We start from the raw sequence: 18,336 nt of genomic DNA, 5'->3' as shown, positions 1-18,336 counted from the left end.
GGCGGCGTGGAGCCGCGGTTCGGGCACTGGCCGCAGGCGGCGCCCGACAGGCAATTAAATTTCTTGAAGGGAAATAAGTTTTCCCGATAGTTATGCCTTCGAGCGCGGCTCTCCGCGCCCGAGTCCAACGGAGGCATCCATGTGTGGCATTGTCGGCCTGTTCCTGAAGAAGACCGAGCTGCGCCCCAGGCTGGGCGATATGCTCACGGACATGCTGGTCACCATGACAGACCGCGGCCCGGACAGCGCCGGCATCGCGATCTACGGCGATGAGGTGGACGGGCTGAAGATCACCGTGCAGTCCGACACTCCGGCAGAGGATTTCGCCACGCTGGAGGCGGAGTTCGGCGGTGCCGGGCGGACGGTGCGGGTGGTCGACACCCATGCGGTGCTCACGGTGCCCCGGGCCGAGGCCGCCGATGTGGCGGCACGGCTGGAGGCGCGGGGCCTGCGCATCATGGGCGCCGGCGCGAGCATGGAGATCTTCAAGGAAGTCGGCCGTCCGGAGGAGGTGGCCGCGCGCTTCGGCATCCGCGCCATGGGCGGCAGCCACGGCATCGGGCACACGCGCATGGCCACGGAATCGGCCGTCACCACGCTGGGCGCGCACCCGTTCTCCACCGGCGACGACCAGTGCCTGGTGCACAACGGCTCGCTCTCCAACCACAACCAGATGCGCCGGAAGCTGGCAGGCAAGGGCGTGTTCACCCGCACCGAGAACGACACGGAGGTGGGGGCGGCCTACATCTCCTCGCGCATCGCGGAGGGGGCCACGCTGGGCGAGGCGCTGGAGGGCACGCTGCGCGACCTTGACGGGTTCTTCACCTTCGTGACCGGCACGCGCACCGGCTTCGGCGTGGTGCGCGACCCGATCGCCTGCAAGCCGGCGGTGATGGCGGAGACGGAGGATTACGTGGCCTTCGCCAGCGAGTACCGCGCCTTCGCCGACCTGCCGGGCATCGGCGCCGCGCGGGTGTGGGAGCCGGAGCCGGCGACCGTCTATTTCTGGGAGCGCTGAGATGCTGACCATCGACATGGCCACCACCGCGCTGCGCGAGGTGAACGCCACCCTCCAGGCGCAGGCGCGCGAGGGCGGGCAGGGGCGTTTCGTGCTGGACAACCCGCGCGGCGCGCATGCGGTGGCGGTGGGGCTGGACGCGCCCATCGAGGTGATCGTGAAGGGCTCCACCGGGTATTACTGCGCGGGCATGAACAAGCACGCCACAGTGCGGGTCGAGGGCTCGGTGGGCCCGGGGGTGGCGGAGAACATGATGTCCGGCGAAGTGGAGGTGGCGGGCGACGCCAGCCAGTACGCCGGGGCCACGGGGCGGGGCGGGCTGCTCAACATCCGCGGCAACGCGAGCTCGCGCTGCGGCATCTCGATGAAGGGCATCGACATCGTGGTGCATGGCAACATCGGCCACATGAGCGCCTTCATGGCGCAGAAGGGCAACCTGGTGGTGCTGGGGGACGCGGGCGACGCGCTGGGAGACTCGCTCTACGAGGCGCGGCTCTTCGTGCGCGGCGCGGTGCGCAGCCTGGGCGCGGATTGCGAGGAGAAGGAGATGCGGGCGGAGCATCTGAGCTTCCTGAAGGAGATCCTGGCGCGGGCGGGGGCCGATGCGGCGCCGGAGGAGTTCCGCCGCTACGGCTCGGCCCGCAAGCTCTACCATTTCAACGTCGATAACGCCGACGCCTACTGAGGAGCGCGACATGGACAAGACCCCCCGCACCGAACCGCGCCAGTCCTGGACCTTCTCGCGCGAGGTGACCTCCGAGATCCGCCGCGCGGCGGCGACCGGCATCTACGACATCCGCGGCGGCGGCGCGAAGCGGCGGGTGCCGCATTTCGACGACCTGCTGTTCCTCGGCGCCTCGATGTCGCGCTACCCGCTGGAGGGGTATCGCGAGGCCTGCGGCACCTCGGTCACGCTGGGCACGCGGTTTGCGAAGAAGCCGGTGGAGCTGAAGATCCCGGTGACCATCGCCGGCATGTCCTTCGGCGCGCTGTCGGGCGATGCGAAGGAGGCGCTGGGGCGCGGGGCCACGGCCGCCGGCACCTCCACCACCACGGGTGATGGCGGCATGACCGAGGAGGAGCGCGGGCATTCGGCGACGCTCGTCTACCAGTACCTGCCTTCGCGCTACGGGATGAACCCGGACGATCTGCGCCGGGCGGATGCGATCGAGATCGTGGTGGGGCAAGGGGCCAAGCCCGGCGGCGGAGGCATGCTGCTGGGCCAGAAGATCACCGAGCGGGTGGCCGGCATGCGCGACCTGCCGGTGGGCATCGACCAGCGCTCGGCCTGCCGCCACCCGGACTGGACCGGGCCGGACGACCTCGAGATCAAGATCCTCGAGCTGCGCGAGATCACCGGCTGGGAGAAGCCGATCTACGTGAAGCTGGGCGGCGCGCGGCCCTATTACGACACCGCGCTGGCGGTGAAGGCGGGCGCCGACGTGGTGGTGCTCGACGGCATGCAGGGCGGCACCGCGGCCACGCAGGACGTGTTCATCGAGCACGTGGGCCAGCCGACGCTGGCCTGCATCCGCCCCGCGGTGCAGGCGCTGCAGGACCTCGGGCTGCACCGGGAGGTGCAGCTGGTGGTCTCGGGCGGCATCCGCTCGGGCGCCGACGTGGCGAAGGCGCTGGCACTGGGGGCGGATGCGGTGGCCATCGGCACCGCCGCGCTCATCGCGCTGGGGGACAATGACCCGAAATGGGAGGAGGAGTACCGCGCCCTCGGCACCACGGCGGGCGCCTATGACGACTGGCACGAGGGCCGCGACCCCGCCGGCATCACCACCCAGGACCCCGAGCTGATGCAGCGGCTCGACCCCGTGGCGGCCGGCCGGCGCCTGCGCAACTACCTCGCGGTGATGACGCTGGAATGCCAGACCATCGCGCGGGCCTGCGGCAAGAGCCACGTGCACAACCTGGAGCCGGAGGACCTCTGCGCGCTGACGATGGAGGCGGCGGCCATGGCGAGAGTGCCGCTGGCCGGAACGGACTGGTACCCCGGCAAGCCCGGGTTCTGACGCGAAGGACACCAATGAGGGCGGGGTGCCGGGCGGTGCCCCGCCCCTTTCACGACAGGGAACAGGACCCATGCAGACGCGCGACCTCACCGCTTTCGCTGCCGAGACCGGCGTGAAGTACTTCATGATCTCCTACACCGACCTGTTCGGCGGCCAGCGTGCCAAGCTGGTGCCGGCGCAGGCCATCGCGGGCATGCAGGCCGACGGCGCGGGCTTTGCCGGCTTCGCCACCTGGCTGGACCTCACGCCCGCCCACCCCGACATGCTGGCGGTGCCCGATGCGGCCGCCGTCATCCAGCTGCCCTGGAAGCCGGAGGTGGCCTGGGTGCCGGCCGATTGCGTGATGGCGGGCGAGGCGGTGGAGCAGGCGCCGCGCAACGTGCTGCGCCGGCTGGTGGCGGAGGCGGCGGCGGAGGGCTTGCGGGTGAAGACCGGCGTGGAGGCGGAGTTCTTCCTGCTCACGCCCGAGGGCGACGCGATATCGGACGCCTATGACACCGCCGAGAAGCCCTGCTACGACCAGCAGGCGGTGATGCGCCGCTACGACGTGATCGCCGAGATCTGCGACTACATGCTGGCGCTCGGCTGGGGCGCCTACCAGAACGACCACGAGGACGCGAACGGCCAGTTCGAGATGAACTGGGACTATGCCGATGCGCTGGTGACCGCGGACCGGCACAGTTTCTTCAAGTTCATGGTGAAGTCGGTGGCCGAGAAGCACGGGCTGCGCGCCACCTTCATGCCCAAGCCGATCGAGGGGCTCACCGGCAACGGCTGCCACACGCACATCTCGGTGTGGGATGCGGAAGCGAAGGTGAATGCCTTCGCCGACCCCGCGAAGGAGCTGGGCCTGTCGGACGCGGGGCGGCATTTCCTCGGCGGCATCATGAAGCACGCCGGGGCGCTGGCCGCCATCACCAATCCCACGGTGAATTCCTACAAGCGCATCAACGCGCCGCGCACGGTCTCGGGCGCCACATGGGCGCCGAATTCCGTCACCTGGACCGGCAACAACCGCACCCACATGGTGCGCGTGCCCGGGGCGGGGCGCTTCGAGCTGCGCCTGCCCGACGGCGCGGCGAACCCCTACCTGCTGCAGGCGGTGATCATCGCCGCCGGCCTCTCGGGCCTGCGCAGCGAGGCCGACCCCGGCCCGCGCCACGACATCGACATGTACGCCGAGGGCCACAGCGTGACCGACGCGCCGAAGCTGCCGCTGAACCTGCTCGACGCCATCCGGGCCTATGACGCGGACGGCGCGCTGAAGGCGCTGATGGGCAAGGGGTTCTCCGCCTCCTACATGAAGTTGAAGCTGCAGGAATGGGGCTCCTACACGGCGCATTTCTCCGACTGGGAGCGGGCGAACACGCTGGATGTGTGAGTGCACCCCGTGCGCATGCGTGCAGGGCCCGCCGATGAGGCGTGAGCGCCGTCCCGATGCCCGCGGGCGCTGCCGGCAGCATCGGCGATCGTGCAGGGAACATCTGCGGCCTGCGCGGCAGGGCGGGCCACGATCGGCCTTCGCGTCTCCGGCCCCGGCGGGACTACCCTCGGTGAGCGGCCCCGACGCCGCGGCGCGACGGGGCCATCCGCGCCTTCGGCACCGACGGGGCGGACCGGCAGGTGGCGGTGTCGGTCCGGCCGCCGGCCGGGATGCTGCGGGCGATGGGGCTTGTGCCGGAGGGGGGCGTCTTCCCCGGCGGGCCCGCGGGGACGGCGCGGGCGGCACCGCTCGTGAAGCCGGCGGCAGCGCAGGTGCAGGCGCATTTCAGCGCGCGCTTCGGCGTGGCGCAAGAAGGGAGGGGGCGGCGCCCGGGTGCCGTTCGGCCACCGCGCCGGGCTGCCCCGTGCCGCCGAGCCGCCGGCCCCCGCGGGCCGGGGCGCTGCGCCCCGGCAGCATTGTCATGCCGGCCGCGAAGCGCCTATGACTACGGCTTTCCGACTCCCGTGGATTTTCCTATCTGGCAGCGACAGAGCAGCGACGGAGGTGCCCGGTTGGTGACGGTGAACAGAGAGACGCGCAAGAGGAATACGGCCCTGGAGCAGAATCCGCATGCCGTGAACGACACGCGCGAGAAGAGCCTGGAGCTGGCCATCGGCCGGCAGATCCGCGAGCTGCGCAAGCGTCAGCGGATGACCGGTTCGGAGCTGGCCGCGAAGGCCGGGCTCTCGGTGGGCGCGCTCTCGAAGATCGAGAACGGGTTGGTCTCGCCCTCGCTGAGCACGCTCTCGGCGTTTTCCAACGCGCTGAGCGTGCCGATCGTGCATCTCTTCGCCGGCTTCGACCAGCCGCGCGGCGCGATGCACGTGAAGGCGGGCGAGGGCGTGGAGATCGAGCGCCAGGGCACCCGCGCGGGCCAGCAGTACAATCTGCTGGGCCATATCGGCGCCACGGATTCGGGCGTGGTGGTGGAGCCCTACCTGCTCACCCTCACCAGCGAGAGCGACACCTTCCCGGTGTTCCAGCACGAGGGCATCGAGTTCATCTACATGCTCGAGGGCACGGTGGAGTATCGCCACGGCGACAGCTGCTACCGGCTGGAGCCGGGAGATTCCCTGTTGTTCGACGCCGACGCGCCGCACGGGCCGGAAACGCTGCTGGCCTTCCCCATCCGCTACCTGTCGGTGATCTGCTACCCGCAGTAGCGCCGGAAGCCGACGGCGGGGGAGACCTGTGAGCCGCCGCGCCGGCAGCCAGCCCCCGAACGGCCGGGGCGCCGCCGGCGTCCGGCCGCGATGGGCACACGCTCCGGCAGGCGAGCCCCGCAATCCGGGGTCTCAGCCCTCGCGACCATGCGACAGATCCTCCGCCACCACCTGCAGGATCTCGTCGGAAAGCGCGGGGTCCGGCACGGCGCGCGACAGGACCAACGCTCCGATCATCCCCGCAAGCGTGGAGATGGCCTGGCGGCGCGGGTCGTCCGAGGCGTCGTCGGCGAGGCTGGTGAGCAGCGACAGGTAGCGCGCGACAAGGTCGCCCATCAGCGCGCGCAGGGCGGGGTCGTCGCTGCGGGCCGTGTCGGTGGCAAGGCTCGCCAGGCTGCATCCTCGCGCCGGAGCGTCGCGATGCTCCGGCGACACGTAGAACCGCACGAGCGCGGCCAGCGGGTCATCCGCCCCGGAGATCCGCGCGTCAATCTCCGCAGTCGCGCTGTCGATCGCGCGGGAGACGGCCTGCAGCACCAGGTCGTCCTTGGACCGGAACTGCTTGTAGAAACCGCCATGCGTCAGCCCGGCGGCTTTCATCAGGTCGGCGATACCGGTGCCGTCGATGCCGCGCTCGCGGATGCGGGCCGCGGCCACGTCGATGACCCTGTTCCGGTTTTCCTGAGCCTGCCTGTTGCTCACGCGCATGCTGTCCACCTGCCTCGGATTGGATGATGGACTCCATGTAAGGGCCCGGGCCGGGAGGTTCAAAGGGCAGCGTTCCGTGGGGCCTCCTTGACTCAAAAGATGCTAATCATCATCTAAAGGTGCGTAATGATGAGCGACATCTTACCAGAACCGAACGAGGCCGCCCCGATGCAATGCTATCTGTGCAAGTTCATTCCCCCGCGCGACGATTTCCTGGCCACGATGACGCCCCCGGAGCAGGACTGGATGAGCCAGCACGGCGCCTATCTCGACGACCTGACGGCACGCGGCATCGTTGTCGCCCATGGGCCCGTGATGGAGCCTTCCGGCGGATACGGCGTCTCCCTCTGGCGGATCGCGGAGGGGGAGGACATCGCCGCCCTCACCGCCGGGGACCCGATCATCAGGAACGGCGTCGGGCATTACGAGCATTTCCCCATGCTGTCGCTGAAGTCGCGCGACTGACGCGCTCCGCCCCCGGGCAAGTCTCCTCCCCCCCGATCAGCCCCGTTCGCAGGCTGGCCTTCGCCATTCCCCATTCGGGACGTTGCCGGGCGCACGCGGGGCGGACAGTCCCGGCCCGGGTTCCGCCGCGCGCTGCCGCGGCAAGGCGCAGCTTCGCGCCGGAGTGCCCTGCCTCCCGCGCTCCACGCGGGGGCTTCCGGCCGGGAGGCCGGAGGCGGACCAGCGGGGATGGGCCGCGCTACAGGGCCCCCCATGCGAGGCCGAACCGCGCGAGGTATTTCCTCAGCCGGTCCGCGTCATTCTGCGTCGACTTCCGGCTGCGGGAGGCGGCGAAGAGGCTGCGGCCGGCCGCGCTCAGGCTGGGGGACTGCCTGCAGATGCGCAGCACATGGGCGAGCTGGACCACGTCGAACGGGTCGACATCGCCGGCGGCCTCCCCGAGCAGGTCGCGGACCAGGCGCTGATCCGCGTCGGAGGTCGCGGTGCCCCAGTCGGTGACGAGGGTCGCGATTTCCTCCTCCACCATGCTGCGGGTGATACGCCCGCGCGGCGCGAGGGTGCACAGCCTGCGCACCGAGGCGCCGAAGTCGCGGAAATTGCCGGGCCAGGCGGTTGCCGGGTCGGAGGCGAACGTCAGGTAGCGCGCGCGGGCATCGGTGTTGAAGCCGACCCGTGTTCCCAGCTGCCGTTCCGCCCGGGCAAGCTCGAAGGCGAGGTTCGGCTCGATATCCTCCCGCCGCTCCCGCATCGGGGGCAGGCGGAAGCTCCACATGCCGAGGCGGGCGAGGAGATCGGGCCGGAACGCGCCGGCCGCGCCGAGGGCGCGCAGATCGCGGCTGGCCCCGGAGAGGATGCGGAACCGGCTGCTCACCTCATGGTCCGAGCCGAGCGGGTAGAACCGCCCGCTCTCGATCGCATGCAGCAGCACCGCCTGCTCGCCGAGCCCGAGTTCGTCCACCTCGTCGAGGAACAGCACGCCGCCGTCCGCCTCGCGCAGCAGCCCGTTGCGCTCGGAGCCGGCGACGCCAGTGTGGCCGCGCCGCTGGCCGAACAGGGCGGCCATGGCGTCCGGTCCGCGCAGCGTGGCGCAGTTCACATGCACCATCCGCCCCTTCACGCGGCGGCGGTCCAGCTTGAGGGCGTGGATGCGCTCGGCCAGTTCCGTCTTGCCCGTGCCGGTCTCACCCAGCAGCAGGATCGGCTCGTCGGACGCGCTAGCCACCAGCTCGATCCGGTCGATCAGGGCGTTGTAGGCGGCGTTGCGGGTCTCGATGCCGCCCTTCAACTGGTCGCTGTAGGCGCGCGACAGCTGGTCGAAGCGCTGCTGGAGCGCGTTGTAGCGGCTCAGGTCCAGGTCGATGATATCGAGCCTGGGCGCGCTCTCCCCCGGGCCCGGCGGCCCGGTCTGGATGAGCCGCGCGGGGATGTGCCGGCTCTCGGTGAGCAGGAACCAGCAGATCTGCGCCACATGCGTGCCGGTGGTGAGGTGGACATGGTAACGCTCCCGGTCCTCGTCGAACCCGTAGGCACGGGCGAAGTCGAACAGCTTTCCGTAGACCTCCTGGAAATCCCAGGGGTCCGCGAGGTCGAAATCGCGCAGCAGCACCTCGGTACCGGGAGACGCCGCCTCCACCTCGGACCGGACCCGGTGCGCGAGGCGGTCGTACTCCCTGTCGAACAGGATCTCGAGCCGGTCGATGTGGAACTGGCCGTTGGTGGCGAGGCCGGGGGTGGGGCGCCAGCGCCTCTTCCGGCCCATGTCCAGCTTGGTGCCGAGGAAGCCGATCACAACGTTTTTCACCAGATCTATCCCATACGATAAAGGCCTATATCGACATATAATATTCGGATGAACGCCTTTCCGTAAATCGACGAATAACGCAGTTATGTCAGAGTTTTGAGCGGAAATGCGATTTTCCTCGGGCCTCACGCCGCGCCGTGGCAAAACGCTCTCGTCAACAAGCAAGGACGAGACAGATGGCAAACAGAACCGTGTTTGCGTCGCTGAGAGGCCGGCTGCTGCCGAAGGCAGACGCAACCAACGCTCACGCGGCGCCGGCCTACGCCTATTCCGATGCGCATGCCCTGGCCCAGCTGGCGATGACCGGCACCTTCGGGGGCATGGTCTACCATGATGCCGGCACCGAACTGGCGCGGGTGCTGGCGGCGGCCGAGGCCGTGGCGCCGCGGTTCCTGGCGCAGACCGCAATCTACGCCCGGCAGAAGGGCCACATGAAGGACATGCCGGCCGTGCTGCTGGCTGTGCTGGCGCGGCGCGATCCGGCCCTGTTCCGGGCCGCTTTCGGCCGGGTGGTGGACAGTGGCAGGATGCTGCGCACCTTCGTGCAGGTGATCCGGTCCGGGCAGACCGGGCGCAGGTCGCTCGGCAGCGCGCCCAAGGCGATGGTGCAGGACTGGCTGACCGCGGCGTCCGACAGGGCGTTGCTACAGGCCTGCATCGGCGCCGAACCGCGGCTGGCGGACGTGATCCGGATGGTCCATCCTCGCCCCGGCACGCCCGGGCGCGAGGCCCTGTTCGCCTGGATCCTGGGCCGGCCCTGCGAGGCCGCGCTGCTGCCGCCCGCGCTGCGGGACTGGATGGCCTTCCGGGCCACGGGCCGCGGCCCGGTTCCGGACGTGCCGTTCCAGATGCTCACCCAGCTCGATCTGTCCCCGGAGCACTGGGCGCAGATCGCGCGCGGCGGCTCCTGGCAGATGGTGCGGCAGAACCTGAACACCTTCCTGCGGCACGGCGTGTTCGCCGACACGGCCAATGTCGCGCATGTCGCGGCACTGCTGCGCGACGAGACGGCGATCTCAAGGGCGCGGGCGTTTCCCTACCAGTTGATGGTGGCGGCGCAGACCGTGGCCGGGGCGATGCCGCGCGAGATCCTGGATGCGCTGCATGACGCGATGGAGATCGCGGTGAGCAACGTGCCGGAGATCGGCGGCAGGGTCGTGGTCTGCCCGGACGTTTCCGGGTCGATGACCGGTTCGGTGACCGGGGTGCGCAAGGGGGCGACCTCGCGGGTGCGTCACGTGGACGTGGCGGCGCTGGTGGCGGCGGCGATGAGCCGCGCGAACGCGGGCTGCGAGGTCCTGCCGTTCTGCACCCGGGTGCGGGACGTCCGGCTGGAGCCGCGCGACACGATCCTCACCAACGCGGGGCGGCTGGCCGCGCTGGCGGGGGGCGGAACCGATTGTTCCGCGCCGCTGCGCCTGCTGAACCAGCGCCGGGAGGCGCCGGACCTGGTGGTGTTCGTGTCGGACAACCAGTCCTGGGCCGATGCCCGGGCCGGCGGGCGCGGCACCGCGATGATGCAGGAGTGGGCGCAGATCAGCCTCCGCAACCCGGGGGCCCGGCTGGTCTGCATCGACATCGCGCCCTATGGCACCACGCAGGTGCAGGGCCGGGCGGACGTGCTGAATGTCGGCGGGTTCTCGGACGCGGTGTTCGATCAGGTCGCGGCGCATGCCTCCGGCCGGTCCGGCGCGGACCACTGGATCGGCGAGATCGAGAGGATCGCCCTGTGACCGGGCCTGGCGGAATGGCCGGGAGGCTCCATCCGAATGCCCCGTCTCCCGGCGCGCTTGTCCGCCTGGCCTGCCCCTGAAGCGAAGGAACTTCCCGGCGAATGCCGAAGAAACCACACTGCACCGGACTTCCGGAGGCGCCGATCGGGTTCGACTCCCTCCCTGCAGGCGCCCAGACGGCAAATGCGCGGCGCAAGCCACGCGGGGCGGGCCTCCGGGTTTGTTTCTTCCACCCTTGTCGCCGGGACCTGACACCGCGGTTCCGCCGCACGCTGCGCGAGACCACATGTCGGGGGAATGCCGGCAGGACTACATGGTATCCGTACCCGGAAACGGGTGGTCCGGGGCAGCCCGGACCGTGCCGGTTCGAACCCGGCCCGGGGAAACCCGGACGCGGAAATGTCCTGCACCCCTTGTCCCCCGACCCCCTTGCCGCCGCGGCGGCTGGCGGAGAGCCCGGCAGGGGCGGCCCCACGGCGCGCGGCCGCCCCGCCATCGCCGCCGGCGATGCAGCGCGGCCGATACGGCGGGAGCGGTGCCGCTTCCCGCCCGGCGCCCGGGGCGCGCCTGTCGGTGCACGGGTGCCGGTGACGGCATCGGGTGAAAACACCTCCTGGACAAGAGGCCGCCGCCGGACCACCCTGGGCCTGACAGGAAACCTCCCAGGCGCAGTTTTGTCCGCATCCTCCCGACCCTGCCCGATCTGCTCCGGCCCGGTGCCGGGGGTCATCCCCGCGCCCCGGCACGTGGGGGACTGGGCGGGGCTGACCGGTGCCGAGCAGATGCAGATGCTCGGGGCGCTTGGCGCGGCGCTCTCCGGCGGGGTCAACCGGCTCAGAACCTCGACGGCCTGCGGGCATTTCCACTTCCGGCTCGGCGCGGGCGACCGCCTGACGACCGGTGGCCAGGACCCGCTGTTGCCCTTGCTGGGCGAGCACATCGACACGGCCACCAGCGTGGACCTTGCCGTGGCCTTCGCGATGGACAGCGGCGTTGCCCTGCTGGAGCCATGGCTGCGCGAGTTGCTGGCGCGCGGCGGCCGGCTGCGCATCGTCGTCGGGGATTACCTGGACACGACGGACCCGGCCGCGCTGCGGCGCCTGCGGGACCTGGAGGGGGCGGAGCTTTTCATCTTCGAAACCCGCGGCCTCAGCTTCCACCCGAAGGCCTGGCTGTTTCGCGCGTCCGATGACGCGGGCATGGCAATCGTGGGAAGTTCGAACCTCTCGCACTCGGCCCTGGTCGACGGGGTGGAATGGAACCTGCACTCGGCGGCCGCGACGGACGAGGTGGCACGGGCCTTCGAGGCGCTGCTCGCCACCCCCCAGGTGAGCCCGCTGACGGAGGCCTGGATCGAGGGCTATGCAGGGCGGCGCCGCAGCCGGGCGCTGCCGGATTTCTCCCGCAGGGTGGTGGCGGAGGAGGGCCCGCCGCCGGACCCCCACGCCATCCAGGCCGAGGCGCTGGAGAGCTGCGCGAGACGCGCGCCGCCGGCCACCGGGCGGGGCTCGTCGTGCTGGCAACCGGCCTGGGCAAGACCTGGCTCGCCGCCTTCGACACCCTGCGCGCCGCGGCGGGGCGCGTGCTCTTCGTGGCGCACAGGGACGAGATCCTGACCCAGGCCATGTCCGCCTTCCGCAAGGTGCGGCCCGAGGCCCGCATGGGCCGCTACACCGGTGCGCAGAAGGAGGCCGGCGCCGAGATCCTGTTCGCCTCAATCCAGACCCTGGGGCGGACCGGCCATCTGCGCCGCTTCTCCCCCGATCATTTCGACTACATCGTGGTGGACGAGTTCCACCACGCGGCCGCGCGCACCTACCAGACCCTGATCGGGCATTTCACCCCGCGCTTCCTGCTGGGGCTCACGGCCACACCGGACAGGACCGACGGGGCGGACCTGCTCGGGCTCTGCGGCGAGAACCTGGTCTACCAGTGCGACCTGTTCCGCGGCATCGCGGCGGAGCGCCTGTCTCCCTTCCAGTATTTCGGCGTGCCGGACGACATCGACTATGCGCAGATCCCGTGGCGATCGGGCCAGTTCGACCCCGAAGCCCTCGAAGCGGTGCTCGCCACCCGGGCCCGGGCCGGCAACGCGCTCGGGCAATTCCGGGCCCGGGCCCGGGGGCCGGCCATCGGTTTCTGCTGTTCGAAGCGCCATGCGGACTACATGGCCCAGGCGTTCCGGGAGGCCGGGCTGCGCGCCGTGGCGGTGCACTCGGGGGAAGGCTCCGCACCGCGCGCCAGTGCGCTGACGCAGCTCGGGGCGGGGGAGCTGGATATCCTCTTCGCCGTGGACATGTTCAACGAGGGTGTGGACGTGCCGGAAATCGGCACGGTGCTGATGCTGCGCCCGACCGAAAGCGCGGTCATCTGGCTGCAGCAGCTCGGCCGGGGGCTGCGCAAGCTCGACGGCAAGGTGCTGCAGGTGATCGACTACATCGGCAACCACCGCTCGTTCCTCACCAAGGTGGCGGCCCTGCTGCAGGCCGGCAGCGGGGACCGGTCCGTCTCCGGCAGGCTGGACGCCTGGGAGCGCGGGGAGCTGGCGCTGCCGCCGGGCTGCGAGATCACCTATGAGCTGGAGGTCATCGACATCCTGCGCGCCCTGCTCACCCCCAGGGAAGGGGCGGCCGAGCTGGAGGCCTTCTACCGCGAGTTCCGCGCGCGGCAGGGCATGCGCCCCACCGCCATCGAGATGTTCCGCAACGGCTTCGACCCCAGGGCGACGGGCCATGGTGGCTGGTTCAGCTTCGTGCGCGACATGGGCGACCCGCTTCCAGAGCAGGTGTTCGCCACGCATGCGCGCCTGCTCGCGGACATCGAGAGGCCCCGCCGCTACGGGCCCGCCGCCCTGCGGGCCCTGCAGCAGATCGTCGAGGGGCGGCAACCGGAGGCGGGCACCGGGACGCTTGGCTTCGATCCGCATGTCTCCGAGGGGCGGGAGGGCTGGCGCCTCACGCGCCCGACGCCTGACGCGGCCTTGCAGGGCCTGACGCGGGAGCTGATCGACTGGCGCCTGTCCGAGGCCCCCGACACGCGGGCGCTGGAGGAAGAGGGCACACCCTTCGTGCGGAGCGCGCGGGGGCTCACGCCCTGGCAACGCTATCTCGCGCCCGAGATCGCCGAGGCCATGGGGGTGGCCTACACGCAGAATGTCTGGCGCACCGGCATCCTGCCGATCCGGGAAAGGAACGCGCTCATCCTGCTGGCAGGCGTGTCCACGCAGGACCTCGTCTACGAGAACAGCTTCCTGGCGCCGGACCGGCTGCGCTGGTTCAGCCAGAACCGCACGACACGGGAGGGGCGGCACGGCCGGATCATCTCCGGGGCGGAGGATGTCGAGGTGCACCTCTTCGTGCGGCGCGGGAACCGGGCGAACGGGAAGGTCAATCCGTTCATCTATTGCGGAAAGCCGCGGTTCCTGTCGTGGGAGGGGGAGCAGCCGATCACCGTGACCTGGGAGCTGCCGGAGCCGGTGCCTCAGGCGCTGAGGGCCGAACTGGGCGTGCCGGATGCGGGCTCATGATGCGCGGCACGGGCGGTGGGCCCCGGCAGGCCGGGGGGTCCTCCGGCCGCTGCAGGGGCAAGGGCGATCCGGCGGGGTGAGCGGGATGGGCGATCAGGTTGCCGCACGGGCATGGGTGATCCGGTGGGCGCATCGGGGAGGGCGATCCGGCCGCCGCAGGAGCAGGGACTATGTGGCAGGGCGGAGGGAAAGGTGATCCGGCTGCCGCAGAGTGAAGGACGATCGGGCAGGTGCAGCGGGAAGGATGATCGGGCAGGTGCGGCGGGAAGGATGATCGGGCAGGCGCGATGGGACCATCGATCCGGCCACCGCGGCGGGGAACGGGCGCCAGCGGGTGCGATGCGCCGGTGGTCCGGTGGACATTCAGGGCAGGACCGTCCGACGGACAATGCGGGCCGTGTGGCCGGGCAGCGACGCCGGAGCCGGAGGATCCGGCGCACGGAGCAGGGCGGATGAAGCGGAGCCCGGCGGATGGTGGGAACCGGCGCATGTTGCGGGCCGGGCAAGCCCGCAGTCCCCGGGCGGGGGATCCGGCGGACGGCGCAAGCGCCGGTTGCACCTGAGCCCGCCCCCTCCTGGCGGAGGGAACGGGCGGTGGGCCGGGTGGCCGGCGTCAGGCGAGCACGCCAAGGGCCTCGGCGGAGAAGTCGGTGAGGGCCTCCACGTCGCCGGTGCGGATCTTGCGCGCCCAGAGCGGGTCTGCGAGCAGGGCGCGGCCGACGGCGATGAGGTCGAACTCGTCGCGCTCCAGGCGCTCGAGCAGGCTGCCGAGGCCGGTCGCCCCGGCGCCCTCGCCGGCGAAGGCGCCCATGAAGTCACCCGACAGCCCCACGGAGCCCACGCTGATCGTGGCGGCCCCGGTGAGCTTCTTCGCCCAGCCGGCGAAGTTCAGCCCGTCGGTGCCGTCAAGCTCCGGGAATTCCGGCTCCCAGAAGCGGCGCTGCGAGCAGTGCAGCACGTCCGCGCCGGCGTCGACCAGCGGCAGCAGCCAGCGCGCCATCTCGTCCGGCGTGGTGGCGAGGCGGGCGGTGAAGTCCTGCTGCTTCCACTGGCTCAGGCGCAGGATGATGGGGAAGTCCGGGCCCACGGCGGCGCGCATGGCCGCCACGACCTCGGCCGCGAACCGGGCGCGGCGGGCGATGCTGTCACCGTTGTAGCCGTCGGTGCGCTGGTTGGTGCCGGACCAGAAGAACTGGTCGAGGAGGTAGCCGTGGGCGCCGTGGATCTCCAGCGTGTCGAAGCCCAGGCGCTTCGCGTCGGCGGCGGCGCGGCCGAAGGCGTCCAGCGTGTCGGCGATGTCGGAATCGGTCATCGCCCGGCCCAGGGGCGTGCCCGGCGCGGCCAGCCCGGAGGGGCCCTCGAACGGGTCATCGGGCACCCAGTCGGTGAGGAAGCTCGCCACCGCGCCCACGTGCCAGATCTGCGGGCCCATGCGGCCGCCGGCGGCATGCACCCCGTCGATCACTTCTTTCCAGCCGTCCAGCGCCGCCTGGCCGTGGAACAGCGGGATGCCGGGGTCGTTGCGCGCCGAGGGCCGGTCGATCACCGTGCCTTCGGAGAGGATGAGCCCGACATCGGCCTCGGCCCGGCGTCGGTAGTAGGCGGCGTTCTCTGGGCCGGGGATGCCGTCCTTCGCGAAGGAGCGGGTCATCGGCGCCATCACGATCCGGTTCGGCAGGTCGAGGGATTTCAGTCGGAAGGGCTGGAACAGCGGCGAGTCTGTCAGGGAGGTCATTCGGAAGCATCTCCGTGGGTCGGATGGAAAAGGACCGCTTCTAGGTATACAAATTAAATCTGGTTTCAATCAGGCACAGCCGTGCCATCAGGTATACGGAAGGAAACCGTCATGCTCGACGACAACCGGGGCAGCGCCGGCGCGCGGCCCATGCCTCCCGGGGAGACAGACCTTGTGAGCCCGGCGAACTGTCCGTGCCGGCTGCTGCTCGACCAGATTTCCGACAAGTGGTCGGTGCTGATCCTCGCGGCGCTCTGTGCGCAGCCGCTGCGCTTCAACCAGGTGCGCCGGCAGCTGGAGGGGATCACCCAGAAGGCGCTCACCCGGAGCCTGCGCAAGCTGGAGCGCAATGGCATCCTCTCGCGCCGGGTGATCGCCAGCTCCCCGGTGGCGGTGGAATATGCCATCACCCCGCTGGGCCGCACGCTGGAGGAGCCGATCTCCGCCCTCTACCGCTGGACCCACACCCATCTTCCGGAGGTGGAGCAGGCCCGGGCCGCCTATGACCAGCGGATGACGGAGGAGGAGTGACCCCGGGGGCCTGCACCCGGCGCGGCCACCCCGCCCGGCGACGCCCGCTGCCGTCGCGGGACAGGCGGGATGTGAGCGGGACGCGGAGGTGTTGAGCCCGGTGCGGGCACGCACACCGCCCCGCCGGGCCGAGGGGCGCGGTGGCCGGTTCGGCACCCCAGCCGGGCGACGCGGCGCCCGCTGCCGTCGCGGGACAGGCGGGATGTGAGCGGGGCGCGGACGTGTTGAGCTCGGTGCGGGCAGGCACCTTGCGCCGCCGGGTCGAGGGGCGCGGGGGTCGGCCCGATATCCCCGCCCGGTGATGCGGCACCCGCCGCCGTTGCGTGGCGGGCGGGATGTGAGTGGGGTGCGGAGGCGCTGACCCCGGTGCCGGCAAGTGGAGCACACCGCCGGATCGAGGGGGCCGGGCTCGCCGGCGTGACCGGGACGCCTCGTCAGGCCCTATGGAGGGCCCTGCGATGTCGGGGCCCGCGGGGGGCCGCCGCAATCCTGCAGGTCACGGTGAGGAGGAGGCCTCCTCCGAGTACGCTGGTTGCGCTGGCGGAGGGGCCGGAGACGGGCCGGGGCGACAGGGGCGATGCGCCCGCCGGGTCTCAGCCCTGCCTGTGCCGCCCGGGCGCGGCGCCGGTGGGAGGCCGGGCCCCCGGGGAGCGGCGGAGATCAGAGGCCGTAGAGGCCGGCGAACTTCGTTTCCAGGTAGTCCAGCAGCGCGCCCGAGCGCGGGGCGTGGCCGGTGGCGTCCGCGACCAGTGTCATCGGCGGTTTCAGGCTGCCGTGCACATGGACGTTGCGGCGCAGCCAGCCGAGGGCGGCGGAGGCGTCGCCCCGGGCGAGATCGGCGTCCAGCGTCGGCACCGCGGCGCGCAACGCGGCGAAGAGCTCGCCGGCCAGGATGTTGCCCAGCGAATAGGTGGGGAAATAGCCGAACAGGCCGACGGACCAGTGCACGTCCTGCAGCACGCCATCGGCTGGGTCGGTGACGGGGCGGTGGAAATCACGCAGGAAGGCGGCGTTCCAGGCCTCCTCCACGTCCTCCACCGCCAGCGCGCCGGAGATCAGCGCCTGCTCCAGCTCGAAGCGCAGCAGGATGTGGAGGTTGTAATGCACCTCGTCGGATTCGGTGCGGATGAAGCCGGTCTCCACCCGGTTCACCGCGGCGTGCAGCGCATCGGGGCCGGTGAGGCCGATGTCGCCGAACACGGCGCGCATCTGCGGGAAGAGCCATTCGCAGAAGGCGCGGGAGCGGCCGATCTGGTTCTCGAACAGGCGCGACTGGCTCTCATGCACGCCCATGGAGGCCCAGCGGCCGGCGGGCGAGAGGGCGAGCGCCGGGTCGATTCCCTGCTCGTAGCAGGCATGCCCCACCTCGTGGATGGTGGAGTAGAGGCAGTTGAGCGGGTCGCTCTCCACCACGCGGGTGGTGATGCGCGCATCCCCTCCGGTGCCGGAGGAGAACGGGTGCACGCTCAGGTCCAGCCGCCCGGCGGACCAGTCATACCCCAGCGTGCCCGCCACGCGGCGCGCCAGCTCCATCTGGGCCTCCTTCGGGAAACGTCCCTCCAGCCGCGGCGCCACGTGGCCGGACTGCGCCACGCGCTCGGCCAGCGCGGTGAGGCGCGGGCGCATGCCGGTGAGCAGGGGCGAGAGCACGGCGGTGGTCATGCCCGGCTCGTAATCCTCCAGCAGGGCGTCGTAGCGGCTCTGGCCCGGCTCGGCGATGCAATCGGCCTCCTCGCGCCTGAGCGCCACGATACGGCCCAGCGAGGGGGCGAAATCCGCGAAGCGCCGGGCCGCGCGCGCCCGCGCCCAGATGCCTTGCGAGAGGGCGGTCACCCGGGCGATCTCCTCGGCCAGGGCGGCGGGGATGCGGGTGGCGCGGCGATGGGCGCGCACCGCCTCGCGCAGGGTGACGCACCCGGCGGGATCGAGGGTCTTCGGGTCGATCGCGGCGGCCCAGTCCGGGATGCGCGGATCGCTGCGCAGCCGGTGGATGGCGGATTCCACTGCCGCGCATTGCTCCGAGCGCAGCTCCGCGCCGCGCTCGGGCATCATCGTCTCCTGATCCCAGGAGAGCAGGCCCGACACCTGGGAGAGCGCGGTCACCTGCCGGAAATGGCCGCAGAGCTCGGAGAAGGCGTCGGATGCCCGCATG

14 protein-coding genes are annotated in these 18,336 nt (G+C 71.2%); 10 read left to right on the top strand and 4 right to left on the bottom strand.

What is annotated here, in order from left to right:
• Positions 1–139 precede the first annotated feature (139 nt).
• The 5 genes from FDP22_RS15470 to FDP22_RS24940 all read left to right on the top strand — a co-directional run bounded on the left by FDP22_RS15470 (position 140) and on the right by FDP22_RS24940 (position 5,685).
• Complete coding sequence (locus FDP22_RS15470; RefSeq protein WP_138575012.1) at positions 140–1,018, top strand: class II glutamine amidotransferase; 879 nt, start codon at positions 140–142, stop codon at positions 1,016–1,018.
• 1 nt (position 1,019) lies between these two features.
• Positions 1,020–1,703, top strand: coding sequence for a GltB/FmdC/FwdC-like GXGXG domain-containing protein (locus tag FDP22_RS15465; RefSeq protein WP_138575010.1), 684 nt, complete (start codon positions 1,020–1,022; stop codon positions 1,701–1,703).
• A gap of 10 nt (positions 1,704–1,713) precedes the next feature.
• Complete coding sequence (locus FDP22_RS15460) at positions 1,714–3,039, top strand: FMN-binding glutamate synthase family protein (protein WP_138575008.1); 1,326 nt, start codon at positions 1,714–1,716, stop codon at positions 3,037–3,039.
• A 70-nt stretch (positions 3,040–3,109) separates the two neighbouring features.
• Positions 3,110–4,420: a type III glutamate--ammonia ligase gene (glnT, locus tag FDP22_RS15455; protein ID WP_138575006.1), complete on the top strand. Its 1,311-nt coding sequence runs from the start codon at positions 3,110–3,112 to the stop codon at positions 4,418–4,420.
• A 677-nt stretch (positions 4,421–5,097) separates the two neighbouring features.
• The gene (locus FDP22_RS24940) at positions 5,098–5,685 is read left to right on the top strand and encodes a helix-turn-helix domain-containing protein (protein ID WP_239031798.1); all 588 of its coding nucleotides are present in this window, start codon (positions 5,098–5,100) and stop codon (positions 5,683–5,685) included.
• A 132-nt stretch (positions 5,686–5,817) separates the two neighbouring features.
• On the opposite strand, the gene FDP22_RS15445 is transcribed toward FDP22_RS24940, so the two are convergent.
• Positions 5,818–6,387, bottom strand: coding sequence for a TetR/AcrR family transcriptional regulator (locus tag FDP22_RS15445; RefSeq protein WP_205910787.1), 570 nt, complete (start codon positions 6,385–6,387; stop codon positions 5,818–5,820).
• 132 nt (positions 6,388–6,519) lie between these two features.
• Here FDP22_RS15445 and FDP22_RS15440 point away from each other — a divergent pair, with 132 nt between their 5' ends.
• The gene (locus tag FDP22_RS15440) at positions 6,520–6,858 is read left to right on the top strand and encodes a YciI family protein (RefSeq protein WP_205910786.1); all 339 of its coding nucleotides are present in this window, start codon (positions 6,520–6,522) and stop codon (positions 6,856–6,858) included.
• Positions 6,859–7,096: 238 nt separating this feature from the next.
• Here the strand turns inward: FDP22_RS15440 and rtcR are convergent, their stop codons facing one another.
• A complete protein-coding gene (gene rtcR / locus FDP22_RS15435) occupies positions 7,097–8,659 on the bottom strand; it encodes an RNA repair transcriptional activator RtcR (protein WP_138575000.1) in 1,563 nt (520 codons plus the stop codon).
• Positions 8,660–8,835: 176 nt separating this feature from the next.
• Here rtcR and FDP22_RS15430 point away from each other — a divergent pair, with 176 nt between their 5' ends.
• From FDP22_RS15430 to FDP22_RS15425, 3 genes are all read left to right on the top strand, one after another.
• Positions 8,836–10,392 carry a TROVE domain-containing protein gene (locus tag FDP22_RS15430; protein WP_138574998.1) on the top strand — a complete coding sequence of 519 codons (1,557 nt, stop codon included), beginning with the start codon at positions 8,836–8,838 and terminating at the stop codon, positions 10,390–10,392.
• 674 nt (positions 10,393–11,066) lie between these two features.
• Positions 11,067–12,008: a phospholipase D-like domain-containing protein gene (locus tag FDP22_RS24935; protein WP_239031797.1), complete on the top strand. Its 942-nt coding sequence runs from the start codon at positions 11,067–11,069 to the stop codon at positions 12,006–12,008.
• Positions 11,906–13,918, top strand: a complete 2,013-nt coding sequence (locus FDP22_RS15425; RefSeq protein ID WP_239031796.1) for a DUF3427 domain-containing protein — start codon at positions 11,906–11,908, stop codon at positions 13,916–13,918. The genes FDP22_RS24935 and FDP22_RS15425 overlap by 103 nt, the downstream gene beginning before the upstream one ends.
• Before the next feature lie 613 nt (positions 13,919–14,531).
• Here the strand turns inward: FDP22_RS15425 and FDP22_RS15420 are convergent.
• Entirely contained in the window at positions 14,532–15,653 is a 1,122-nt protein-coding gene (locus tag FDP22_RS15420; RefSeq protein WP_138574996.1) for an NADH:flavin oxidoreductase, read from the bottom strand.
• A 111-nt stretch (positions 15,654–15,764) separates the two neighbouring features.
• On the opposite strand from FDP22_RS15420, the gene FDP22_RS15415 reads away from it, so the two are divergent.
• Positions 15,765–16,184: a winged helix-turn-helix transcriptional regulator gene (locus tag FDP22_RS15415; protein ID WP_239031795.1), complete on the top strand. Its 420-nt coding sequence runs from the start codon at positions 15,765–15,767 to the stop codon at positions 16,182–16,184.
• A 660-nt stretch (positions 16,185–16,844) separates the two neighbouring features.
• On the opposite strand, the gene FDP22_RS15410 is transcribed toward FDP22_RS15415, so the two are convergent.
• The gene (locus FDP22_RS15410) at positions 16,845–18,335 is read right to left on the bottom strand and encodes a carboxypeptidase M32 (RefSeq protein WP_138574994.1); all 1,491 of its coding nucleotides are present in this window, start codon (positions 18,333–18,335) and stop codon (positions 16,845–16,847) included.
• Position 18,336: the final 1 nt, after the last annotated feature.

Source organism: Paroceanicella profunda, from assembly GCF_005887635.2.
Taxonomy (GTDB): Bacteria; Pseudomonadota; Alphaproteobacteria; order Rhodobacterales; family Rhodobacteraceae; genus Paroceanicella; species Paroceanicella profunda.
The sequence above is the reverse complement of the archived record's forward strand: the minus strand, read 5'-3'. Positions and strand labels throughout refer to the sequence as shown.